This is a genomic window from Acinetobacter gerneri DSM 14967 = CIP 107464 = MTCC 9824 (assembly GCF_000368565.1).
Classification (GTDB): domain Bacteria; phylum Pseudomonadota; class Gammaproteobacteria; order Pseudomonadales; family Moraxellaceae; genus Acinetobacter; species Acinetobacter gerneri.
This window is the reverse complement of sequence record NZ_KB849544.1, coordinates 618353-641665: the sequence shown is the minus strand read 5'-3', so window position 1 is coordinate 641665 and position 23313 is coordinate 618353. Positions and strand designations below refer to the sequence as shown.

Annotated in this window: 21 protein-coding genes; 16 read left to right on the top strand and 5 right to left on the bottom strand. The window is 37.5% G+C overall.

What is annotated here, in order from left to right; all coding sequences use genetic code 11:
• The first annotated feature begins 6 nt into the window (after window positions 1–6).
• The 6 genes from F960_RS14320 to F960_RS14295 all read left to right on the top strand — a co-directional run bounded on the left by F960_RS14320 (window position 7) and on the right by F960_RS14295 (window position 5533).
• Window positions 7–1326, top strand: coding sequence for an adenylosuccinate synthase (locus F960_RS14320; protein WP_004866453.1), 1320 nt, complete (start codon window positions 7–9; stop codon window positions 1324–1326).
• A 205-nt stretch (window positions 1327–1531) separates the two neighbouring features.
• Window positions 1532–2542, top strand: coding sequence for an IS30 family transposase (locus tag F960_RS14315; RefSeq protein WP_004857039.1), 1011 nt, complete (start codon window positions 1532–1534; stop codon window positions 2540–2542).
• A 274-nt stretch (window positions 2543–2816) separates the two neighbouring features.
• On the top strand, window positions 2817–3314 hold the full coding sequence (locus tag F960_RS14310; RefSeq protein ID WP_020846640.1) for a fimbrial protein: 498 nt from the start codon (window positions 2817–2819) through the stop codon (window positions 3312–3314).
• Between the two features lie 59 nt (window positions 3315–3373).
• On the top strand, window positions 3374–4102 hold the full coding sequence (locus tag F960_RS14305) for a fimbrial biogenesis chaperone (RefSeq protein WP_004866449.1): 729 nt from the start codon (window positions 3374–3376) through the stop codon (window positions 4100–4102).
• Between the two features lie 243 nt (window positions 4103–4345).
• Entirely contained in the window at window positions 4346–4663 is a 318-nt protein-coding gene (locus F960_RS14300; protein ID WP_004866447.1) for a hypothetical protein, read from the top strand.
• A 90-nt stretch (window positions 4664–4753) separates the two neighbouring features.
• Entirely contained in the window at window positions 4754–5533 is a 780-nt protein-coding gene (locus tag F960_RS14295; RefSeq protein ID WP_004866445.1) for a M48 family metalloprotease, read from the top strand.
• Window positions 5534–5605: 72 nt separating this feature from the next.
• Here F960_RS14295 and F960_RS14290 read toward each other — a convergent pair whose 3' ends face one another.
• Both F960_RS14290 and crp read right to left on the bottom strand, forming a co-directional pair.
• Window positions 5606–6655 carry an NADP(H)-dependent aldo-keto reductase gene (locus F960_RS14290; RefSeq protein ID WP_004866443.1) on the bottom strand — a complete coding sequence of 350 codons (1050 nt, stop codon included), beginning with the start codon at window positions 6653–6655 and terminating at the stop codon, window positions 5606–5608.
• Window positions 6656–6857: 202 nt separating this feature from the next.
• Entirely contained in the window at window positions 6858–7571 is a 714-nt protein-coding gene (gene crp / locus F960_RS14285) for a cAMP-activated global transcriptional regulator CRP (RefSeq protein ID WP_004866441.1), read from the bottom strand.
• Between the two features lie 147 nt (window positions 7572–7718).
• On the opposite strand from crp, the gene F960_RS14280 reads away from it, so the two are divergent.
• The gene (locus F960_RS14280; protein WP_004866438.1) at window positions 7719–8138 is read left to right on the top strand and encodes an OsmC family protein; all 420 of its coding nucleotides are present in this window, start codon (window positions 7719–7721) and stop codon (window positions 8136–8138) included.
• 418 nt (window positions 8139–8556) lie between these two features.
• Here the strand turns inward: F960_RS14280 and F960_RS14275 are convergent, their stop codons facing one another.
• Window positions 8557–9360, bottom strand: coding sequence for a M23 family metallopeptidase (locus tag F960_RS14275; RefSeq protein ID WP_020846639.1), 804 nt, complete (start codon window positions 9358–9360; stop codon window positions 8557–8559).
• A gap of 280 nt (window positions 9361–9640) precedes the next feature.
• Here F960_RS14275 and clpB point away from each other — a divergent pair, with 280 nt between their 5' ends.
• Complete coding sequence (gene clpB, locus F960_RS14270) at window positions 9641–12220, top strand: ATP-dependent chaperone ClpB (protein ID WP_004866435.1); 2580 nt, start codon at window positions 9641–9643, stop codon at window positions 12218–12220.
• A gap of 191 nt (window positions 12221–12411) precedes the next feature.
• Window positions 12412–12879, top strand: coding sequence for a hypothetical protein (locus F960_RS14265; RefSeq protein WP_004866433.1), 468 nt, complete (start codon window positions 12412–12414; stop codon window positions 12877–12879).
• Between the two features lie 91 nt (window positions 12880–12970).
• On the opposite strand, the gene arsC is transcribed toward F960_RS14265, so the two are convergent.
• Window positions 12971–13399: an arsenate reductase (glutaredoxin) gene (gene arsC / locus F960_RS14260; RefSeq protein WP_004866431.1), complete on the bottom strand. Its 429-nt coding sequence runs from the start codon at window positions 13397–13399 to the stop codon at window positions 12971–12973.
• Between the two features lie 82 nt (window positions 13400–13481).
• Between arsC and F960_RS14255 the strand changes: the two genes are divergently transcribed.
• From F960_RS14255 to arsH, 3 genes are read left to right on the top strand one after another with little or no spacing between them, the layout of a single operon-like run.
• Window positions 13482–13802, top strand: a complete 321-nt coding sequence (locus F960_RS14255) for a metalloregulator ArsR/SmtB family transcription factor (RefSeq protein ID WP_004866429.1) — start codon at window positions 13482–13484, stop codon at window positions 13800–13802.
• A gap of 44 nt (window positions 13803–13846) precedes the next feature.
• Window positions 13847–14884 carry an ACR3 family arsenite efflux transporter gene (gene arsB / locus F960_RS14250; protein WP_004866427.1) on the top strand — a complete coding sequence of 346 codons (1038 nt, stop codon included), beginning with the start codon at window positions 13847–13849 and terminating at the stop codon, window positions 14882–14884.
• Between the two features lie 7 nt (window positions 14885–14891).
• On the top strand, window positions 14892–15596 hold the full coding sequence (arsH, locus tag F960_RS14245; protein WP_004866425.1) for an arsenical resistance protein ArsH: 705 nt from the start codon (window positions 14892–14894) through the stop codon (window positions 15594–15596).
• Window positions 15597–15679: 83 nt separating this feature from the next.
• On the opposite strand, the gene rlmKL is transcribed toward arsH, so the two are convergent.
• Window positions 15680–17884, bottom strand: a complete 2205-nt coding sequence (gene rlmKL / locus F960_RS14240; RefSeq protein WP_004866423.1) for a bifunctional 23S rRNA (guanine(2069)-N(7))-methyltransferase RlmK/23S rRNA (guanine(2445)-N(2))-methyltransferase RlmL — start codon at window positions 17882–17884, stop codon at window positions 15680–15682.
• 184 nt (window positions 17885–18068) lie between these two features.
• Here rlmKL and F960_RS14235 point away from each other — a divergent pair, with 184 nt between their 5' ends.
• From F960_RS14235 to F960_RS14220, 4 genes are all read left to right on the top strand, one after another.
• On the top strand, window positions 18069–18674 hold the full coding sequence (locus tag F960_RS14235) for a LysE family translocator (RefSeq protein WP_051069893.1): 606 nt from the start codon (window positions 18069–18071) through the stop codon (window positions 18672–18674).
• Window positions 18675–18929: 255 nt separating this feature from the next.
• Entirely contained in the window at window positions 18930–19940 is a 1011-nt protein-coding gene (locus F960_RS14230; RefSeq protein ID WP_004866420.1) for an aspartate carbamoyltransferase catalytic subunit, read from the top strand.
• Window positions 19941–19951: 11 nt separating this feature from the next.
• On the top strand, window positions 19952–21187 hold the full coding sequence (locus F960_RS14225) for a dihydroorotase (protein WP_004866419.1): 1236 nt from the start codon (window positions 19952–19954) through the stop codon (window positions 21185–21187).
• Between the two features lie 638 nt (window positions 21188–21825).
• A complete protein-coding gene (locus F960_RS14220) occupies window positions 21826–23283 on the top strand; it encodes an OmpA family protein (RefSeq protein WP_004866417.1) in 1458 nt (485 codons plus the stop codon).
• Window positions 23284–23313 lie beyond the last annotated feature (30 nt).

The following is a 23313-nucleotide window of genomic DNA, read 5'->3' as shown; positions in this document are numbered from 1 at the left end:
GCTATTATGGGCAAAAGTGTTGTGGTACTCGGTACCCAATGGGGCGACGAAGGTAAAGGTAAGATCGTCGACCTGCTCACAGATCAAGCGGCTGCGGTCGTTCGTTATCAAGGCGGACATAACGCGGGTCATACTCTCGTGGTTGGTGGTAAGAAAACTGTATTACACCTCATTCCATCAGGTATTTTACGTGAAAACGTATTGTGCTTAATTGGTAATGGCGTAGTACTTTCACCTGAAGCATTGATCAAAGAAATGGATGTGCTTGAAAAAGAAGGTGTTCCAGTTAAAGAGCGTTTACGTATTTCTCCAAACTGTCCTTTGATTCTTCCACATCACATCGCGCTTGACCAAGCACGTGAGAAAAAACGTGGCAATGCCAAAATTGGTACAACTGGTCGTGGTATCGGTCCTGCATACGAAGATAAAGTTGCACGTCGTGCGATTCGTGTTGCTGACTTGGTACGTGGCGGTGCACATTTACGTGCTCAGTTAGAAGAATTGCTTGAATATCATAACTTCCAATTGACTCAATTCTTCGGTGTTGAAGCGGTTAAAGTTGATGATGTGATCGCACTTTGTGATGAATGGCGTAAAGTCGTTGCTCCACTTGTGATCGATGTAACAACTGAACTTCACAACCTTCGCAAAGCTGACCAAAACATCATGTTTGAAGGCGCTCAGGGTTCACTTCTAGATGTAGATCACGGTACTTATCCGTATGTAACATCTTCAAATACAACTGCTGGTGGCGTAAGTTCTGGTTCAGGCCTTGGTCCATTACACCTTGATTATGTTTTAGGGATCACTAAAGCATATACAACACGTGTGGGTTCAGGTCCATTCCCAACAGAATTGGTTTATGACGCTGCAAATGATACTGGTGATGAAATCGGTAAACATTTGGGTACTGTAGGTGCAGAATTTGGTGCTTCTACTGGTCGTCAACGTCGTTGCGGTTGGTTCGATGCTGAAATCTTACGTCGTTCAGTGGATGTAAACTCACTTTCAGGTATTTGCTTAACTAAGCTTGATGTATTGGATGGCTTAAAAGAAGTGAAAATCTGTGTGGGCTATGAAGCTGCTGATTCAGGTTGTGTAGGCTCATCTGATGCGCTTGCATATGAAACTTTAAAACCAATCTATGAAACACTTCCAGGTTGGTCTGAATCAACTTTTGGTGCGAAAAGTATTGATCAATTGCCAGCAAATGCAATTGCATACGTAAAACGTATCGAACAATTGATCGAATGCCCAGTAACAATTATTTCTACTGGTCCAGATCGTGCAGAAACAATTGTATTAAGCCATCCTTTTGATGCTTAATTGATCTAAGTAATCCTGAAAGATACATTTATGTTTTAAATAAGCTAAATGTTATATAAAAAGCCAGCAATATATTGCTGGCTTTTTTGTTATTAGAATCATGTGATTTATTTAATTAAAAATAAAATTTAAATATGAATGGTTGGCAGACTAAAACTTGAAGTGCGACACCCCCAACCTAATATAGGTATAAAGGAGTGTCATATTGTCATACATACATTTAACAATAGTTGAACGAACTGCACTAATGCTAGAGTTTAACAAACCCAATTTTTCTGCTCGAAAATTTGCTAAACAAATTAACCGACATCACAGTACAATTTCTCGTGAATTAAATAAAAATTGCGGTTCTGTTCATCAATATAGTGCTGAACAAGCGATTGAATTTTCGCAGCAACGACGCAGGCGCGGTCATACAAAAATTTATTTGGATTCCTTACTATGGAAATTTATTGTAGAAGCCATAAAATGTTTATGGTCGCCTGTACAAATTTCTAAGTGGCTCAAACGACAATCAGATGATAAAGAGATGAATATTAGCCATACCACAATCTATTCAACAATCAGAGCTTTACCCAAAGGTGAACTTAAAAAGGAGTTATTATCTTGTTTACGTCGGGAAAATAAGAAAAGAAAAACTGAAAACCTGCCACAGAAAGATAGTATTTTACAGGATATAAAAACAATTCATGAGCGTCCATTAGAGGTCTTGGAAAGAAAAATACCAGGTCATTGGGAAGCTGATTTGATCAAAGGAAAAGATAATAAAAGCGCAGTAGCAACTTTGATTGAACGTAATACACGACTCTGTTTACTAGCAGTTTTACCTGATGCTAAGGCAGAATCTGTACGTACAGCCTTGACCGAAGCAATGGCTTACCTGCCACCTGAGCTGAGACAAACCCTGACTTATGACCGAGGACGAGAAATGGCTCAACATAAGCAATTGGAGGAGGAGTTGGATATAGATGTATATTTTTGTGATCCACATTCACCGTGGCAAAAAGGTACAATTGAAAATATGAATGGTCTTATACGGCAGTATTTACCGAAAGGAATTGATTTAAACCAAGCTGATCAAAATTATTTAAATCAAGTTGCCATGTCATTAAATACACGACCAAGAAAAGCATTAAACTGGTTGACGCCATTAGAGGAGTTTTCGAGACTAACTGATTATCACAAATGTTTTAAAACTGTCGCACCTCATGTTTGAATCCACCGTTTCTTTATTATAAATATCAAAATATATGACTAAATTACTTGGTTTATAATTCATGGTATTTTTGTTGACAGGGAATGTTTTAGATGATAATTATTTGGATAGATAATATTTTAAAGGTGATTTTTTGGGTTGTGTGATTGTCTGAATATTTTTATTGAATAATGTGCTGAGGGTATTATTTATGATTTTATTAAATATAAATAAAATAACTATTTTACTAAATAAAATACTAACGGGTTTTATATTGATAATAGCAAGTATTTATTTGCAGCAAGTAAATGCAGCAGATGGGGTAATGACTATGCATGGTAAGGTCACAGCACCAACTTGCACTATTAATGCTGGCTCAAGTGAAAATTTTTCCATAGACCTACCTAAAGTTTCAAGTAAGTTATTGACTAAAACAGGTGCTACAACAGCAGCAACACCTTTTGCGATTCATTTTAGTCAGTGTGCGGCAGGCATCAAAGTTGCAGCATATTTTGCAAATGGATCTACGGTCGATGTGCAAACAGGACGCTTAAATAATACTGCTAGTGTTGAAGCTGCATCTGATGTGCAAATTCAACTTCTAAATCAAGATCTTCAACAAATACCTTTACATTATCCCGTGATGACAGATTTACCCTTAGGAGGACAACAAACCAGTATAGATGCAAATGGCAATGCAATATTACACTATGCACTGCGTTATTTTTCAGTGGGAGAGTCAACTGCAGGAAGTGTGACATCTTCGATTAATTATATGATCAGTTATGAATAATTTGCTTTGGTGATGAGTAATAATTGGCAAGATTGATACTTGAAAGGTTGTAAATATTTATGAAAAATAGATACTTACTTTATTTTTTAACAATATTTTTATTCAGTCAGTCATTTCACATATCGGCTGCAGTCGTTATGCTTAGTACGAGAGTGATATATTTATCTGATCAAAAAGACGTGAGTTTAGCAATTTACAATCACTCTTCAAGACCATCATTGATACAAGCATGGATCGAGTCAGAACCAGCGCAAATAGGGGGTGAAAAAGAAAAAATCCCTTTTGTTCTAACTCCGAGTGTGCTGAGACTTGAGGCAGGGAAGCAGCAAAAATTATCCATTATGGCTTTACCTGAAGCAAATAATTTAAGTCAAACACAGGAAAGTATATTTTGGTTGCATATCGTGGATATCCCACCCAAGCCGAATCATAAAAGCGATTCAACCCAGAATTATCTTCAGGTCATTATCCATTCTAGACTTAAATTGATTTACCGACCTAAACGTTTACATGATGAACGAAATACTGCACCTCAGAAACTTGTTTGGAAAATACAGGATCATAAAATATTAATTGAGAACCCCACTGCATTTTATATGAGTATTCCTTCTGTATTGACATATAATCGTCAAGATTTAATGGGGAGTGTGGGGATGCTTATAAAACCATTTTCAAACTCGGAAATAGTACTAAATGGTGATTATATAGAAAAATTAAAATTTATGTGTATTAATGATTATGGTGGATATGATGAATATAAGGTTGAATTAAATAGTGCTAATAAATAAAAATATATTTAATATTTAAGTATATAATTTTAAAATCCGATAAAATAATTTTGTTATACATATAATATTTGGGTCTTAATAATGTAATTTTTTTGTTTGTTTACTTAAGTATTTAAATAAAATTATAGTTTTTTATGAAATTTTTAAAAATTGGATCAATCTCGAAATCGACTAAAGTTGACTTTAACTTTCAATCAAATAATCATACAAAAAGGGCTATAGAAAAAAGAGTGAATTTTCAGGATGAAGTTACAGCAAAATATTTCTAAAACGTTAATTTATTCATTCTTATTTGCTGTTGGTGGTTGTCCAACCATTGCGATGTGGATCGTCTCAGGTCAAACCGATGATCAAGATATCCTGATTTCGGCATTTATGAGTGTAACGATTTTATTGGCTTGTATTATTTTGCCTATCATATTGATTCAAAATGTTTTTATATTGATTAAGAAAAATAGTGTGGCGCTAGAAGACAAAATTAAACCTTTGGCTATTTTGTATTTGGTCTTGAATATATTATGCTTGGTTTATTGGCTCATGTATTATTTTAAGCTGATTTGATTTACATAATGTAAAGTACAACTTTTTTTAATTGTTTATAATTAAGATAAATTTATTTATAAGAAGTTTATTTTTAATTCGGAGTTATTTATGAATAATAAACTTTTGCTGTCTGTTCTTACAGCAAGCGTAATTTCATTTTCGGGATGTGCAACGATCGCAGATATGGCAGGAGCCGATAGCGCGACATTAAACATGAGTGCAACTCAAGGGTTTAACAAAACCGTACAGGAAGCACAGTCGCAAAAAACTTTAGATACCTCGTCTAGTACATATAAGCGTATCAATAACATATTTAAGCGTATGTCGCCTTATGCGGATACTATGAATCAAACAGGGCAGAAGTTTGATTGGAAATTGGCTGTATTAAAATCAGACACAGTGAATGCTTATGTTGCGCCAGGCGGTAAAGTTGTGTTTTACACAGGTATCGTCAACAAACTCAATTTGACGGATGATGAGATCGCTGCGGTGATGGGGCATGAGATGACACATGCCTTAGAAGAACATTCTAAGCAAAAAATGGGCGCGCAAGTTCTGACGAATCTTGCAGTAGGCGTTGGCAAATCTTATGTTGGTAGCGCTGGAGGCGGTCTAGGTGGCGCAGCACTTGATTTAGGTAGTCAAGTGGGGGTTGGCCTACCATATTCACGAAATCTTGAATCTCGCGCAGATCAGGGCGGTTTGATGCTTATGGCGAAAGCTGGCTACAATCCTAGTGCAGCTGTTACGCTTTGGGAAAAAATGGCGAAATTGCCAGGTGCAAAAGGTTCAGCGCTTTTATCGACTCACCCATCTGACGGTGCGCGTATCGAGGCGATGAGAAAGAATCTTCCAGCTGCTATGCAAGTTTATAACGCTCGTCGTTAATCTATTTTGTAATATCAAAAAAAACCAGCAGTGATTGCTGGTTTTTTTGTTTTATTTTACCTAATGATCCGACTAAGGCGCAGGATTAGGCTGTTGGCGATGGATGTCTTCAATGCCTTGTAAAACTTCTTCAGGTAAAACCAAATTAAAAGCGTCGATATTTTCTTTTAATTGGTCCAAATTAGTTGCACCGATAATGGTACTGGTCACAAAAAATTGTTGTTTTATAAAAACCAAAGACATCTGAGCCAAGCTTAATCCGTGTTTTTCAGCCAATAATGCATATTGTTCGGTTGCCCATTCACTTTGTGGATTGCTATAACGAGAAAATCTTGAAAATAGCGTAATTCGTGCATTTGCAGGGCGAGCACCATGTCTAAATTTCCCTGTCAAATAGCCAAAAGCGAGCGGTGAGTAAGCAAGTAAACCAATTTTTTCATAGTGTGCGATTTCAGAAAGACCGACTTCATAACTACGATTCAGTAAATTATAAGGATTTTGCACACTTACGATTTTCTCTAGCCCCATACTTTCAGCGAGATGTAAAAATTTCATCGTGCCCCAAGGTGTTTCATTGGAAAGCCCAATATGGCGAATACGACCTTTTTCAACTTCTTTTGAGAGCGCCGCTAAGGTTTCTTCTAAAGCGGTGAGTTTTTGTTGTTGTTCATGATGTTGATTGCCATAACCCAGTTGACCAAAGAAATTGGTTGGACGCTGTGGCCAATGCAACTGGTAAAGATCGATATAATCTGTTTGTAAGCGTTTTAGTGAGCCATCAAGCGCCTGAGCAATCTCTTGCTCTACAAAGCGGGTATATCCATCACGGATATGGCTGCCGCCTTGTTGAGGACCTGCAATTTTTGAAGCTAAGAATATTTTGTCACGTCCACCATTTTTTCCAAACCAATTACCAATAATGGTTTCAGTTGCCCCTTGAGTCTCAGGTTTTGGAGGGACAGGGTACATCTCAGCGGTATCCCAAAAGTTGATATCACGCTCTAAAGCATAACTTAGCTGTGAAAATGCCTCATCTTGATTATTTTGTTCACCAAAAGTCATGGTACCTAGACAAATTTCTGGAACTTGAATTCCTGTTTGTCCTAAAGGATTGAATTTCATAAGCTAAGTCCTTGTTGGTTATCTATAAAGTTTTCAAAATGTTTTAAAAAAGGCAATACACCATAACTGAATTTTTAGAGTAGTAGAAAGTAAATATATTTATAATCATGTAAATAAAGATGATTTGACACTAATTAAATGCTAAAAAAAAAGCAGACCCGAAGATCTGCTTTTAAAATAAGGATATATTTAGAATAAGAACTTATTCTTCATCGTCAAAATCATCACCATCTGCTTCAAATGATGTTTCTTCGAGTGATGAATCAAAAATCAAAATTGCTTTACCATCAGTTTCGATCATGCCTTGTTCTTCAAGTGTTTTAAGAACACGACCAACCATTTCACGTGAACATCCGACGATACGACCAATCTCTTGGCGTGTGATACGGATTTGACGACCATTTGGCAAAATCATCGCTTCTGGTTGAGTTGAAAGATCAATCAAGCAGCGAGCGATACGACCAGACACATCGATAAATGCAAGGTCTGTAACTTTACGTGTAGTATTTTTTAAACGACGAACGAGCTGTGCGAAAACTGCGTAACTTAGATCAGGATACTGTTTGCTCAATTCGTGGAAATTGTCATAAGAAATTTCTGCGATCTCACAAGTATCACGTGTACGCACTTCAGCAGTACGTTGAGGATTTGGTTCAAACAACCCCATTTCCCCGAAGAAGTCCCCTGGATTTAAATAGGCAACAACAATTTCGCGTTCGTCATCTTCACGAAGAATAATTGAAACCGAACCTTTTAAAATTAAGTATAGTGATTTTGACTCACTGCCTGCATCAACGATCGTTGTTCTTTTAGGAAAACGATTAATGTAAGCACGCTTCAATAACGCTTTGACAGATTCAGGGAGTTGGCCTGGAGACAAAGCATCTGTACTTAAATGTGAAAAATTAGAAACCATGCTAATCAATTCCGAATTGGATAAATAACAGATCAAAGATCTAAATAAAATTGTCACGCAGAAGCACAGAGTGAAATTCCTTATCAACTCAATTTATGCTAGTGTTACAGCTAACTCGTAATTTATAGTGTTTTTTAGGGACTTGCAATGCAAACAAGCGTTCAATGGTTAGAGAATGTCGCTTTTGAGGCACAATCAGAAAGTGGTCACAAAGTCATTATGGATGGTTCTGCCGAATATGGTGGTGAAAACAGAGGACCACGTCCCATGGAACTCATATTAATGGGACTTGGTGGGTGTGCTTCGTTTGATATTGTGACTATATTAAAGAAATCTCGCCAAGATGTGACGGATGTCTTATGCCAGTTAAAAGCTGACCGTGCTGACACAATCCCAGCAGTTTTCACAAAAATTCATTTACATTTTGTCGTAACTGGGCATGATGTAAAAGAAAAACAAGTTGCAAAAGCTGTCGAACTTTCTGCTGAAAAGTATTGTTCTGCAAGCAAAATGCTCTCAGATGGTGGCGTTGTCATCACCCATGATTTTGAGATTATTCCTGCCTAATAACATCTTATAATTACCGTGAAAAGTCGATTATATAATCGACTTTTTGATTTTATAATGTGTTTTTTATTGGAAATAATAAAAAGCGGTTTTTTGAATCCTTTAAATTATTACAAAATGTTTCAAAGATGCTAAAAAGTTGATATTCACAAATTTTTGTTCTAATTACCAATTATTTATTCATTATCTATCATTTTTTTAAATGATAAAAAACTCGGTTTTGATGCTCCTCGGTTTAATATTTTGACGCTTTTTTTAATGTTTTTTTAGAATGGCCTGAACAAGAACTTATGTAGTTTTTGAGTGAAAAAAATGAATAGTTTTCAAGGAAATTTTTAACACAATTAAATTTTATTATTTGCTAGCAGACAAAAATGAAACGATTACTTGAATCATTTCATTTTTGAGCATGGATTTGTTATTTATTTAAAAACAATTGTGGATCTACTCGAGCATCATTCAAACTCATGCCCCAATGTAAATGTGGTCCTGTGACACGTCCAGTTTTTCCAACCAAGCCAATTAAATCGCCTTGATTGAGATGTTGTCCGATACTCACTTTGATGGCGTTTAAATGGCAAAACATGCTGATGAGTCCTTGCCCATGGTCGATCATCACGGTATTGCCGTTAAAAAAGTAATTCCCTGTTTGCACAACGACACCTCCTGTAGGAGCGACTACAGCTTGTCCAACGGGCGCTGGAATGTCTAATCCACTATGGGGAGCACGCTGTTCGCCATTGAAAAAGCGTTTGCGGCCAAATGAGTTGCTAAATTTACCCTTGGTTGGCACGATAAAGTTTGGAAAACTTGCCCATTGTGCTGGACTAAATGAAAGATAAACAGCATTTTGTTCTTTGGCTTCTTGAGCATAGCGATCTAGTTGAGCTTGGTCAGGATTGACATAGCTTTGATCTTTCAACTTGATGTGCTGCTCGGCATAGGGGTAACTTGCGATTGAAATGCTGATCGGATTCTGATTGGTTTCAAGTTGTAAATTGCCTAAAGGGGCAGAGAGTGGAATCCCGAAAATGGCATATTTTTGTGCATTTTCTTTTACGATCATGACAGGGCGGTTTTGGTAACTGACTTTGTCTATGCTGTCACTTAAAGGAATTACAGCGATGCCACCTGCACGTCGTGAATCTTTGGGTAGGGCAGCAAAGCTCATTGAACTTAAACTCAAAGTGAGCAAACTGATCAGTAATTTTTTTAGTTTCATATTTTAAAATAATCATCAAAGCCATTTTCACTTAAATTATATAAGTAAATCATTAATCACTTGTGATGAATTTGTGCTGTAAATGGTGAATCACGCAAAAAGTCACAAAATTTACATGGTATTACTTGAAAAATCTCATAGATATACCAATATTAATACTGTCGTATATTTTGCTTTGCAAATATAACTTTATGAAAAATATATAAAATTATATTTGAAATTTAGAAAACCGTTCCCATATATCCATCAAGTACAAAATTTGTTGTGAGGAATAACAAGAATGCGTTTTGAAAAATTTACAAACCGCCTGCAGCAAGCCCTATCCGATGCGCAATCATTGGCTATGGGAAATGACAATACCGCAATTGAAAGTATTCATATATTGGCAAGTTTGCTTGAAGAGCCTGCCAATATCAGCTTGTTGCAACAAGCAGGTGCAAATTTAAGAGATTTAAAACAAAAGCTCGATCAAGCTTTAAATGATGCAGCAAAGCTATCCAATCCGACAGGAGATATCAATCTCAATCCTGAAGCTGTGAGAGCTTTAAATCTTGCGGATAGTTATGCACAAAAAGCAGGAGATGAGTTTTTATCGACTGATTGGGTATTACTCGGTCTTGCTGATACTGGTGCAACCAAAACTTTATTAAATGGCGTAGGCGTAACATCGGATAGTCTACGTAAAGTGATAGAAAATATTCGAGGTGACGAAAAAGTCATGAGCAATAATCATGAAGATCAACGTGACTCATTAAATAAATATACCGTCGACTTAACTGAACGTGCGATGGCGGGCAAACTTGACCCTGTGATTGGTCGTGACGAAGAAATTCGTCGTACGATTCAGGTCTTGTCACGTCGTACCAAAAATAACCCAGTGCTGATCGGTGAGCCGGGTGTGGGTAAAACTGCAATCGTGGAAGGTTTGGCACAGCGTATCGTCAATGGCGAAGTACCTGAGAGTTTAAAAGGTAAACGCGTTTTATCTTTGGACTTGGGTTCTTTACTTGCGGGTGCAAAATATCGTGGTGAATTTGAAGAGCGTTTAAAAGCTGTTCTAAAAGATTTGGCTAAATATGATGGCGAAATCATTTTATTCATCGATGAATTGCATACCTTAGTCGGTGCTGGTAAAGGTGATGGTGCGATGGATGCAGGGAATATGCTTAAACCTGCACTTGCACGTGGTGAACTACGTTGTGTTGGTGCAACGACATTGGACGAGTATCGTCAATTTATTGAAAAAGATGCTGCACTTGAACGTCGTTTCCAAAAAGTTTTGGTTGAAGAACCAAGTGTGGAAGATACCATTGCGATTTTACGTGGTCTAAAAGAAAAATATGCCACTCACCATGGTGTGCAAATTTTAGACTCAGCGATTATTGCTGCTGCAAAAATGTCGCATCGATATATTACTGATCGTCAGTTGCCTGATAAAGCCATTGATTTGATTGATGAAGCAGCTTCACGTATCAAAATGGAAATTGACTCAAAACCTGAGCCTTTAGACCGTTTAGATCGTCGTTTGATTCAATTGAAAATGCAATTGGAAGCAGTAAAAAAAGATGCTGATTCTGTATCTAAGGCTGAAGTTGAGCATTTAGAAAAACAAATTGCAGAAGTTCAAAAAGAATATAACGACCTCGAAGAAGTATGGCGTGCCGAAAAAACCTTGGTTGAGGGTACAAATCAAGCCCAAGTTGAACTTGATAAAGCACGTACAGCCTTTGAAAAAGCACAGCGTGAAGGTGATTTGGCAGAAGCGAGTCGTTTGCAATATGGCGTTATTCCTGAGTTGCAAAAACGTCTTGAAGCTGAAGAAGTAGCTGAAGTTAACGAAGAACCAAAATTGATTCGTACCAAAGTGACTGAAAATGAAATCGCTGAAGTCGTGAGTGCTGCGACAGGTATTCCAGTTTCAAAAATGCTGCAAGGTGAGCGTGAAAAACTTTTACATATGGAAGAGTTTTTACACAATCGTGTTGTTGGCCAAGATGAAGCTGTGGTTGCAGTATCCAATGCGATCCGTCGTTCACGTGCGGGACTTTCAGACCCGAACCGCCCAAGTGCTTCGTTCTTGTTCTTAGGTCCTACGGGTGTTGGTAAAACAGAGTTAACTAAAGCACTCGCAAACTTTATGTTTGATAGTGATGACCATATGATTCGTATTGATATGTCTGAATTTATGGAAAAACACTCTGTGAGTCGCCTAGTGGGTGCGCCTCCGGGTTATGTTGGTTATGAAGAAGGCGGTGTGTTGACCGAAGCTGTACGTCGTAAACCATATAGTGTGGTGTTATTTGACGAAGTGGAAAAAGCACATCCAGATGTCTTTAATATCTTGCTACAAGTGCTTGACGATGGTCGATTGACTGATTCGCAAGGTCGTACCATTGATTTTAAAAACACAGTGATCGTCATGACTTCGAACTTGGGTTCAAGTGATGTTCGTGAGTTGGGTGATGGTGCAAGTGATGATGATGTCCGTTCTGTGGTGATGAATGCTGTTTCACAACATTTCCGCCCAGAATTTATTAACCGTATTGATGAGTTAGTGGTCTTCCATTCACTTAAAAAATCACAAATTCGTGGCATTGCAGACATTCAATTGGATCGCTTACGTGCTCGTTTGAATGAACGTGAAGTTGGCTTAAGCATTGATGATGCTGCATTTGATATCTTGATTGATGCTGGATTTGACCCTGTATATGGTGCGCGTCCATTGAAACGTGCGATCCAACAACAAGTGGAAAATCCATTGGCTCAAAAACTTCTCGCAGGTGATTTTATACCTGGCGATAAAATTTTGATCACAGCACAAGATGGTCATCTTGATTTTGAAAAAGTGAAATTAAGTTAATATTTCATGTAAAAAAAACCTAGCTTCGGCTAGGTTTTTTTATGCTTGAGCTAAATTGTTTAGCGTAGGTGGATTGTTAAATATATAAATAGAATTTAACCTCTTATCGGGAAAATATGTATAGATATTGCACATAGTGAAAATAATTGTTAATTTTTTGTGAGTAATAATAAAAAGGGAAGACGTTGAAAATGGAGCATAAATTTAATTTAACTTTGATCAAATTTACGTCATTTCTACTATTTTCAAATTTCGTATTGGGCAGTGCGTATGCAGCAAAAGCGCTGGATGATGATGCGCTAGCAGATCAGACAGATCACCTTGCCAGATTGACACCAATTGTGATTTCAGCAGTGCAAGAAGATGTCCAACTTTCCCAAGATAATCAATATGCTAGCCATGATCGTATTGCCAAAGATAGAGCAGCGAAAGCTCAAAAGGCTAACTTGGATGCAGGGGTACTATCTGTATCACAGGTGCAAAAGAAGACCATCGATTTGACTCCTGTTTCGGATACGAGTAAGGATTATTCACCACAAAAGGTTCGTTACTATATTGTAGGACGCAGTGCGCAAAATAATAATGTCAGAATCGAAACTGCAGATCATGTGACTATTTATGTGAATCCTAAAGATAGTTCAGTGCCTGTAGCTCGTTAATTTATAATTTTCTAAGCATCATTAAGTCAATTTAATGATGCTTAGCTGTATAGCGATATTGCTCAGATTGTAAGAGTCTTGGTGAGTCTTGTTATTTAACTCGTTGTAGATGTTCATTGATGATGACTTCACCATCTTCTTTGGCAAATGCCTGAAGTTGAGGCTGAGATAATATATCTAAAACAATTTCCGACGGTCTGCATAATCGAGTGCCTAGTTCTGTTTTGACGAAGGGGCGATTGATCAAAATTGGATATTTAAGCATAAATTCAATGATTTGATCATCATTGTACGGGATTTTGTCGAGTTCAAGCAGAGTGTAGGGTTCAACATTTTTACGTAAAGCTTCTTTTATACTCAAGCCGGAACTTTGAATAAGATCAATGAGTTCTCTCTTATTTGGTGGGGTATTTAAATATTCAATGATCTCTGGCTCATGGCCTGTATTTCGGATCAATGCCAAAGTATTTCTTGATGTTGCGCATGCTGGATTGTGATAAATCTTTATATTTACTGCCATGATCTAATAACCGAGAAAAGCAAGATTGCATTTATATATGGATATGCGTATATTCGCAATAGTTTATGTAAGAGTCGTGAAAATGGATCAAACCGATTTTTTTAAATGCCTTTCAGATCCGACGCGTTTGGATATCTTAAAATTGGTGATGTTGAAACAGAATGTGTGTGTCTGTGAATTTTCATCTTTTCTTGAATTGAGCCAGCCCAAGATTTCTAGGCATTTGGCCTTGTTGAGAAACCTTTCTATTTTACTTGATCAAAGACAAGGGCAATGGGTGTATTACCGTTTAAATCCAGATTTACCAGCGTGGGCAAAGTCTGTGTTAAATATTATTCAGCAAGAAAGCATCTTAGAAAACCAATCAGGTAAATCTTGCATGATCCCTATTTCATGTGAATAGGTATTTTAAAATTAATCTTTTAAAAAATAAGTGAATATCGAGTGATGGCAAAACTTTCTTTTTTAGACCGAAATCTCACGCTATGGATTTTTATGGCAATGGCTTTGGGTGTTGCAATAGGTGTGCTGTTTCCACAAGTCTCTGAAAGTTTAAATACTCTAAGCATTGATTCTGTCAATATTCCAATTGCGATCGGGCTTATTTTGATGATGTATCCACCGCTAGCCAAAGTGGATTATGCAAATTTAACAGACGTTTTTAAAGACAAGCGCACCTTAATGCTTTCTTTGGTGCAGAATTGGTTGATTGCACCTTGCTTGATGTTTGCATTGGCATTGATTTTTTTACATTCTTATCCTGAATATATGACGGGTCTAATTCTGATTGGATTAGCACGTTGTATCGCAATGGTGTTGGTATGGAATGGCTTGGCGTGTGGTGATAATCAATATGTCGCAGCTTTAGTTGCGTTTAATAGTATTTTCCAAATTTTATTTTTTAGCACCTATGCTTGGTTTTTCCTCACTGTTTTACCTCCTTATTTTGGTATGCAAGCGCAAGTGATACAGGTTGGTTTTTGGACAATTACACATGCTGTCTTGATCTATTTAGGTATTCCATTTCTATTGGGATTTTTGAGCCGAAAGATCTTGGTTAAAGCTAAGGGATTGCAATGGTATCAGTCTGTGTTTATTGCAAAGATTAGTCCGATCAGTTTGATTGCATTGTTATTTACCATTGTGGCGATGTTTAGCCTTAAAGGTGCTGATGTTATTCGTCTGCCATTAGATGTCCTTATCATTGCCATTCCTCTGATGATTTATTTTGTTGTGATGTTCTTCATTAGCTTTTTCATGAGCAAATGGATGGGTAATAACTATGCTAAAACGACCGCTATTTCATTTACAGCAGCTGGCAATAATTTTGAATTGGCACTTGCAGTTGCCATCGCAACGTTTGGATTGGCTTCACCTGTAGCTTTTACTACAGTGATAGGACCATTGGTTGAAGTTCCTGTATTGATCAGTTTGGTAAGCGTATCATTGTGGCTAAAAAATAAATATTTTAAAAAAGAGGTATAAATATCAAATGGATCTAGCCAACATCAAATTGGATCTTTTGGATCGACCTAGTTTTGAAAAGGTTCAGGCAAAACCAGTTGAACACGCTCCTCGTATTTTACTTTTGTATGGATCTACTCGAGAACGCTCATTTAGTCGGTTGGCTGTTCAAGAAGCGGGCAGAATTTTACAATATTTTGGTGCCGAGGTTCGTATTTTTCATCCCAAAGATTTGCCCTTACCTGATGATCAAGCGTTATCTCATCCTAAAGTTAAAGAGTTACATGAATTGTTGGCGTGGTCAGAAGGAATGGTATGGTGTTCTCCAGAGCGTCATGGTTCGATGAGTTCTATTTTCAAAGCACAAATTGACTGGATACCTCTAGCTGCTGGAGCAATTCGGGCTACTCAAGGGAAAACATTAGCCTTGATGCAGGTATGCGGAGGCTCACAATCCTTCAATACAGTTAATCAAATGCGTATATTAGGGCGATGGATGCGGATGCTGACCATTCCCAATCAATCATCAATTGCAAAAGCATTTTTAGAATTTGATGAAAATGACAGAATGAAGCCATCCGCATACTACAATCGTATTGTAGATGTGATGGAAGAGCTGTATAAATTTACACTATTGACTAGAGGTCAGTCTGATTTTTTGACAGACCGTTACTCAGAAAGAGTAGAAAGTGCTGAAGAGCTTTCAAAAAGGGTCAATCAAAGTAGTATTTGATGACGGTTTAAGTTTTGCTTATGTCATAAAAAAGGAGCTCCAATGGAACTCCTTTTTATTTTCAAACAAAATCGCCCAATCAATTAGACTGGAAAATGTTTAATTTTCCAAGCGCGGTGAATTTTTGAATTACGTTTAAAGTCTGGACCGACAGTTTCATTTGAAATTTCTTCAACATCAAATGTTGCTTCAATTTCTTCGTCCATCTCAAAGCCACGATAGTTATTTGAAAAGTATAAAGTACCATCAGTTGCTAAGCGGTTCATGGCACGTTTTAGCAAGGAAATATGGTCACGTTGTACGTCAAAAGTCCCGTAGAATTTTTTAGAATTTGAGAATGTCGGTGGATCGATAAAGATCAGATCATATTGCTCATGACCTTCTTTTAGCCATTCAAAACAATCGCTGGCAAAAAACTGATGCTGTTCATCGACATGATCTACAGTTAAGCCATTGAGTACAAAGTTTTCTTTGGACCAGTTCAAATAAGTATTGGATAAATCGACACTGGTCGTGCTTGCAGCACCACCTAAAGCAGCGTGTAAGCTTGCTGTAGAGGTATAGCTGTAAAGATTGAGGAAATGTTTACCTTTAGCTTCATTGGCAATACGCAAACGCATTTGACGGTGATCAAGGAATAAACCTGTATCGAGATAATCTGTCAAATTGACCAAGATTTTTGCTTTGCCTTCTTGAACGATAAAACGTTTAGAAGCTGTACTTTGCTTCATATACTGCGTTTTACCTTCTTGGCGAGCACGTGTTTTGATGAAAATAGCATCTCGACTTAAACCAGTCACAGCACGAATCGCAGCTAAAGCCAGATTGAAACGTTTTTTGGCTTTTTCAGGATCAATTTTTTTCGGTGGTGCATATTCTTGAACATGCAAACGATCACCATACAAATCGACAGCAACATTAAAATCAGGTAAATCTGCATCATATAAACGTAAGCAATATACGTTATCTTTGACTGCCCATTTTTTGAAAGTTTGCATATTTTTTTGCAAACGATTGGCAAAGTCTTCAGCACCTTCGATAGCTTCAAATTGCTGTGGCTGCCATGTATCTAAAAATGGTTTTGAAACCGTTGCAGGTTTGATTTCACCTAAACGGATATAAATAGGCAATTTACCATTCATCAAACGTAAAGTTTGTGGATCATTTAAAGCCAATACGTCTGCTTGCTCGATTTGAGATGCAATCACCGCAGCATATTGTTTAGGGAAATTCTTTTGTAAAAGCGCAGATAAACCTAAATACAATGCTTTGTTTGATGCTTTATCACCTAAACGTTCACCATAAGGAGGGTTGGTTACAACAAGCGATTTTTTGCCTTCAGTTTTAAAATCTGGCCAATCTGCAAGTGTACGTTCTTCGATTTGGATTTGATCGAGTAGCGATTCGAAACCTGCGGCAATGATATTTTGTTTAGTGGCTTTTACCGCTTCCCAGTCAGCATCAAAGGCATAGAACTGCGGTAAAGGCTCACTCATGGCTTTTTGATGACGATCAGCAGCTTCTGCCTTAATCGACATCCATAAATCGTGGTCGTGACCATTCCAACCATTAAAACCAAAACGACGAACTAAGCCGGGTGCACGATCAGTCAAAATCAATAATGACTCAATAATAAATGTACCCGAACCACACATAGGATCAAGAATGATGTCTGGATTGCGTTCTTTGAGTTTTGCTTTTTGTAAGATTGCCGCTGCTAAGTTTTCTTTAATTGGCGCATCAGTCATAAAGCGGCGATAGCCACGTTTATGTAATGAATCACCTGATAAATCGAGGCAGAAAGTATGTGCTGTTTTACCAGCCAACACATAGAGGGTAATTTCAGGTTGCTTGGTGTCGATACTTGGACGACGACCTACAGCTTCCATAAATGAATCAACGACACCATCTTTGGCACGTAAAGTCGCAAATTGGGTATTGACCTTGATTTCACGCTCCGCATGTAAGCGGATGGCAAAAGTACTTTGTGGTGCAAAAATTAATGACCAATCGAAACTGATCGCACCTTCATATAATTCTTCAGCAACATCACGTGCATCATGGCTATGTTCAAGTTCATAGGTATGAATCGGTAATAACACGCGCGATGCTAAACGTGACCACATACAGATGCGATAAGCATTTTCCAAAGTGCCTTTGAATACTAAGCGACCCGGGAAACGTTCAATATTTTGTATCCCTAAAGCTTCAATTTCTTCGCTTAATAAGGTTTCAAGCCCATCTGCACAGGTGACCCAATATGTAGAAAGACGTGGTGATGAAGACATGCAAATTTCCAAAGGCAATAAAGCAAACGCGTATTTTAACTTATTTTTATGGCAAAAAGAGGCGTCAGAGTGCAATGAAGCAAATTTTTAATGGATTCTTTTAAAATATGTGGAAAATAAAACTTGAAATATATTTTATTTACCTAATCTAAATGGCAAGGATTAGATCAACTAGAAAATAAAAATGCTTGCACTACTGATATCCATGTTTACATTTTCATTGTCGATGTCCATTTCTCCGGGACCTGTCAATATCGCAATTTTGTCTAGCAGTATGAATTATGGCTTCAAACGGACATTTGCTTTTATATCTGGAGCGACTATTGGTTTTACTTTACTTTTGGCAGCGGTTTGTTTTGGCTTGTATCAAATTATCGTGATATATCCAATTTTATTGGACATTTTTACAGTTTTAGGAACTTTACTTTTGGTTTGGATCGGATGGAATATTTTTCGAGCCAAAGCAGAGAAGATTTCCGTTAAAGACAATGCGCAAATTCCCACTTTTATGCAAGGCGCACTTTTACAGTGGCTCAATCCAAAGGCATGGATTGCTGCGGTTGCAGGTACGGCTATTTTTTCGAGTGAACATAGCGCTTATATTTTACTATTGTTCGTGCTGATTTATTTTGTGGTGTGTTATTTATCTTTGATGGTCTGGGGAATTGTTGGCGAGAAGCTTGCTGTATTTTTAAATCAAGGTAATCGTGCGCATATTTTCAATATGTTGATGGGAATAGTGCTAATCATGATTTCTTTGCAGATGTGTTGGGGATATTTTCATCCCTAAAATGTTTGAAACATTGACTATTTTGGCAAATAAAATGATTTAGATTGCATTTAAAAAATGTGCTGTCCTGACCGTGGTCTATTCTCATTTATAAAGCTTATGGAAAATTATTGAGTTTAACTGTTTGAAATATAATTTATTATTTTAAATTTTAAACAAGGTGAAATAAATTTCTTTCAACTGCCCAAAACTTCAACTGCCAAATAGATATAAATATCTGTATAATACGTTAACTTAACGTATAGGGAATCTCTCATGCACTTGGCGGCATTGCATACTCCGAGCCAGATTCAACTCAACCAAGATGGTCATCTTAAACATTTCATTACCATCGAAGGTCTTTCCAAAGAAACGCTGACCAAAATATTAGATACAGCCCATTCTTTTATCAATGATCAAAACCAGCTTGTGACCAATAACCTATTAGAAGGTCGCACGGTGATGAATCTATTTTTTGAAAATTCTACTCGTACACGTACAACTTTTGAGGCTGCGGCAAAACGTCTTTCTGCCAATGTTTTAAATATTGATATTGCACGTTCAAGCACATCAAAAGGGGAAACGCTGCGTGATACGCTTTGGAATCTCGAAGCGATGGCAGCTGATATTTTTGTCGTGCGACATTCATCTTCTGGGGCTGCGCATTTTATAGCGCAAACAGTTTGTCCACATGTTGCGATTATCAATGCGGGTGACGGTCGTCATGCGCATCCAACGCAAGCTATGCTTGACATGTTGACGATTCGTCGTGAAACCAAAAAACCATTTGAAGAGTTAAGTGTTGCCATTATTGGTGATATTAAGCATTCACGTGTAGCACGTTCAGATGTTGCAGCATTGCAAACGCTGGGCTGTAAAGATATTCGTTTGATTGGACCAAATACATTATTGCCAGTGGGCTTTGATGATTATGGCGTGCGTATGTTCAATAAAATGGACGATGGCGTCGCTGACTGTGATGTGATTATTGCTTTACGTATCCAAAATGAACGTATCGAATCTCCAGCACTTTCTTCACAGCTTGAATTTTACAAAATGTATGGTTTGGATGAGCGCCGCTTAGCTCTTGCAAAACCAAACTGTATCGTGATGCATCCAGGGCCAATGAACCGTGGTGTGGAAATCGCATCAAGTATTGCTGATGGACCGCAATCGGTGATTTTGCATCAAGTGACCAATGGTATTGCTGTTCGAATGGCAGTACTTGCATTGTCAATGCAAGGTCAGTTGCAAGAAAAAGGTTTAATTGAAGCAGTATCGTTATAAGGGTGGATCACATGAGTATTGTAAAAATTGAAAATGTACGCGTATTAGATCCAATCCGAAATATCGATAACGTACAAACTGTATTTATTGAAAATGGTAAATTGATCGAAAATCCTGCCCGCATTGATGAAACCATCGATGGACAAGGTAAATGGTTAATGCCTACCATGGTTGACTTGTGTGCGCGTTTGCGTGAACCGGGGCAACAACAACACGGTACATTAAAATCAGAAGGTACTGCGGCACGTGAAAACGGTATTTTGCACGTGATTACTCCACCAGATTCTAAGCCAATTGTTCAAGATAATGGTGCACTTATCCATGGTTTGGTTGAAAAAGCTAAGCTCGATGGTGGCATTTATATGCGTATCATTGGTGCACAGACTCAAGGATTGAACGGTAAACAACCTGCCAATATGGGTGGTTTGAAAAAGGGTGGTTGTACAGCAGTTTCAAATGCAAATGCGACATTTGAAGATGATGATGTGGTGATTCGTACCCTTGAATATGCAGCAGGTCTAGATCTTACTGTTGTGTTTTATGCAGAAGAACCTGAGATTGCAAAAGATGGTTGTGTGCATGAAGGTTTTGTCGCATCACGCCAAGGTTTGCCGATGATTCCTGCGATTGCAGAAACGATTGCGATCGCAAAATATTTAATCATGATTGAAGCTACAGGTGTACGTGCTCACTTTGGATTGCTTTCATGTGGCGCTTCTGTCGAATTGATTAAAGCTGCGAAAGCCAAAGGTTTACCTGTGACTGCAGATGTGGCAATGCATCAATTGCATTTGACTGAAGAGTTGATTGATGGCTTTAATGCTTTGGCGCATGTACGCCCACCTTTACGTTCGATTCAAGACAAAGAACAACTACGCCAAGCGGTAAAAGAAGGTGTTATTGATGCAATTTGTACGCATCATGAACCTTTAAGTGGCTCAGCGAAAATGGCTCCATTTGCAGAAACTGAATCAGGTATTACAGCATTTGATACCTATGTTGCATTTGGTGTTGCACTAGTCGATGAGGGTGTCTTTACGCCGTTACAATGGGTTGAAAAAGTAACCCTTGCACCTGCAAAAGTAGCCAATATTTTAGAAGTTTGGCAACAAGAATCAGGTTTGGTTTTGGTTGATCCAGAATTACAATGGACGGTTTCAAAAGACAGTATTTTATCGCAAGGTAAAAATACACCATTGATCAATCAAACAGTCAAAGGTAAAACGATTCGTACTTTTGCTTTTTGATAAAAATATAAAACTCTAGCTTAAGCTATTTAAAAAGTCGGATGAGTCCGACTTTTTTATTGTTTGTAATTTTGTGTAATAAAAATAGAAAATTTAATGAGTTAATTTTATCTTAACTGCAAAAAACAGTATGGGGTGAGCCTAACAGATAAAAATTTAAATTTTATTAGACTTTTTTCATAAATTAAAAATGATCAGGTTATTTGGATAAATAAATATCATACAGTCACATTTGCCGTGAGTCATTTAATTTACTTTGCGTAGACAATCTTTCTTACTTTGTTTTCGGACAAATGAGAAATATATTTCGCAAGAAAGCCATTGTCGAACAAATGGGCATACATCCCTGTAGCCCTTGTTCGACGGACGGCATCCTGCCTTAATTGCAAAATGATGAGATTATAAATTTGTGCAAAAAATGACTTATGTAAGAATTCTATTAAATATTCACATTTAATTTATCTTAAAAATAAATCAACTTAAGTTAGTTTATTTTGTTACTTAAAATGTGAAATTGCTACAAAAAAATATATCAATGATTCATATATAAATTTAGAATAAAAAATAGCCTATACAATAGAGCCTTAGCACCGTAGTCAAAAGTAAAAACAACAATGAACAAAGGAGTATTCATCCTTATGAATATTATCGAGCTACTAAAAGACAAGGTTACGCCACATATTTTACAAGGCGATAACCAGTTTCAAGATGAAAAAATTGGAGCGCTAAGCGCTTTCTATCCGGTTCTACTTACTTTCTTCAAATCAAAACCAGAATTGATTAGCCTTTTACAACAAAATCTAAATCCGAGACTTGGAGATTTATTCGGAAATCAAGAGGTTGTTTCAAAATTTTTAGGATTGATTGGCGGTCAAGCGCCAAGTAATGAGATTGAAAATACGCTGAATCATTCGATTGCACCTGCATTGAAATTGTTAGGTGATCAAGCTGATTCAGATGACAAACACGGTATATTTCAGCTGATTCAAGCGCAATGGGGTAATATCCAAGCAGCATTACCAGCTTGGGCGACTGCATTTTTTGCAGCGATTGGCCTAAATGTTGGGCCAAGTCAAAGCTTTACAACACATACGACAGGTGCAGCAACTACCGCATCTACAGTTCAATCCGCTCCTCTTCAATCAACCAATGAACCAAAAAAATCAAATTGGTTGTTGCCGATTATTGGTTTAATTATTTTGGCAGCTTTGGCTGCATTCTTCTTTAAACAATGCAGTAGTAAAAAACCTGTTACAGATGATGCGGTTCCAGTATCTTCAGCTGCGACGACAGCACAGGCAGCTGAATTACATTTGGCTACAGGCAGTGATGGCAATATCACCAGCTGTCAAGTAAGCACAGGAAGTCAAAGTTTTATTGATCAATTGAAAGCGAAAGTAAAATCAGTTTTTGGCGCGGATAATTGTGATGCAACAGCAGATAGTCAATATGCGAGCGATTTCACTGATCAAAATGCGATTGATCAAGTATTAGCAAAAATCAAAGGCATTCCAAATGTTTCATTGGCATGGATTGGTAATCAGTTGACCATTCAAGCGCCAGATGCAGCTCAAGCACAAAAATTAGCAGATGAAATCAAAGGTTTAGTACCAAATCTGCAAGTTACTGCAAGCCAATCTGCCGATGCAGTTTCAGCACCAGCAAGTTCAGCAGATACAGCGAATAGTGGTAATACACAAGCCGATGCAGCACTTTCAAATATTCAGGGTGATAATGTCAAGATCGATGACATTGCTTCAGCTCTAAACTTACAAGTAATCAATTTTGCTACAGGTTCTGCAAATATCCCAGCTGAAAATAAAGCAATCTTGGATAAAGCTGCAGCATTGATGACAAAATTGCCTGATGCAAAACTTTTAGTTAAAGGCTTTACTGATAATGTGGGTAATGCTGCTTCAAACAAAACTTTATCAGAAAAACGTGCTAAAGCCGTTGCCGACTACCTGATCAGCAAAGGGGTAGGTAAAGCGCAATTAACTGCACAAGGTTTTGGTCAAGAAAATCCGATTGCGGACAATTCAACTTCAGAAGGTAAATTGAAAAACCGTCGTATTGAATTTGAAGTAAGTAAATAACATTTTAAGAAAAATCTGCGAAAAAGACCT

What these genes read in the sequence shown, in the direction of transcription:
- F960_RS14320 (WP_004866453.1), top strand. Translation starts at nt 7, where the DNA reads ATGGGCAAAAGTGTTGTGGTACTCGGTACCCAATGGGGCGACGAAGGT.
- F960_RS14305 (WP_004866449.1), top strand. Translation starts at nt 3,374, where the DNA reads ATGAAAAATAGATACTTACTTTATTTTTTAACAATATTTTTATTCAGT.
- F960_RS14300 (WP_004866447.1), top strand. Translation starts at nt 4,346, where the DNA reads ATGAAGTTACAGCAAAATATTTCTAAAACGTTAATTTATTCATTCTTA.
- F960_RS14295 (WP_004866445.1), top strand. Translation starts at nt 4,754, where the DNA reads ATGAATAATAAACTTTTGCTGTCTGTTCTTACAGCAAGCGTAATTTCA.
- F960_RS14290 (WP_004866443.1), bottom strand. Translation starts at nt 6,655, where the DNA reads ATGAAATTCAATCCTTTAGGACAAACAGGAATTCAAGTTCCAGAAATT.
- crp (WP_004866441.1), bottom strand. Translation starts at nt 7,571, where the DNA reads ATGGTTTCTAATTTTTCACATTTAAGTACAGATGCTTTGTCTCCAGGC.
- F960_RS14280 (WP_004866438.1), top strand. Translation starts at nt 7,719, where the DNA reads ATGCAAACAAGCGTTCAATGGTTAGAGAATGTCGCTTTTGAGGCACAA.
- F960_RS14275 (WP_020846639.1), bottom strand. Translation starts at nt 9,360, where the DNA reads ATGAAACTAAAAAAATTACTGATCAGTTTGCTCACTTTGAGTTTAAGT.
- clpB (WP_004866435.1), top strand. Translation starts at nt 9,641, where the DNA reads ATGCGTTTTGAAAAATTTACAAACCGCCTGCAGCAAGCCCTATCCGAT.
- F960_RS14265 (WP_004866433.1), top strand. Translation starts at nt 12,412, where the DNA reads ATGGAGCATAAATTTAATTTAACTTTGATCAAATTTACGTCATTTCTA.
- arsC (WP_004866431.1), bottom strand. Translation starts at nt 13,399, where the DNA reads ATGGCAGTAAATATAAAGATTTATCACAATCCAGCATGCGCAACATCA.
- F960_RS14255 (WP_004866429.1), top strand. Translation starts at nt 13,482, where the DNA reads ATGGATCAAACCGATTTTTTTAAATGCCTTTCAGATCCGACGCGTTTG.
- arsB (WP_004866427.1), top strand. Translation starts at nt 13,847, where the DNA reads ATGGCAAAACTTTCTTTTTTAGACCGAAATCTCACGCTATGGATTTTT.
- arsH (WP_004866425.1), top strand. Translation starts at nt 14,892, where the DNA reads ATGGATCTAGCCAACATCAAATTGGATCTTTTGGATCGACCTAGTTTT.
- rlmKL (WP_004866423.1), bottom strand. Translation starts at nt 17,884, where the DNA reads ATGTCTTCATCACCACGTCTTTCTACATATTGGGTCACCTGTGCAGAT.
- F960_RS14235 (WP_051069893.1), top strand. Translation starts at nt 18,069, where the DNA reads ATGCTTGCACTACTGATATCCATGTTTACATTTTCATTGTCGATGTCC.
- F960_RS14230 (WP_004866420.1), top strand. Translation starts at nt 18,930, where the DNA reads ATGCACTTGGCGGCATTGCATACTCCGAGCCAGATTCAACTCAACCAA.
- F960_RS14225 (WP_004866419.1), top strand. Translation starts at nt 19,952, where the DNA reads ATGAGTATTGTAAAAATTGAAAATGTACGCGTATTAGATCCAATCCGA.
- F960_RS14220 (WP_004866417.1), top strand. Translation starts at nt 21,826, where the DNA reads ATGAATATTATCGAGCTACTAAAAGACAAGGTTACGCCACATATTTTA.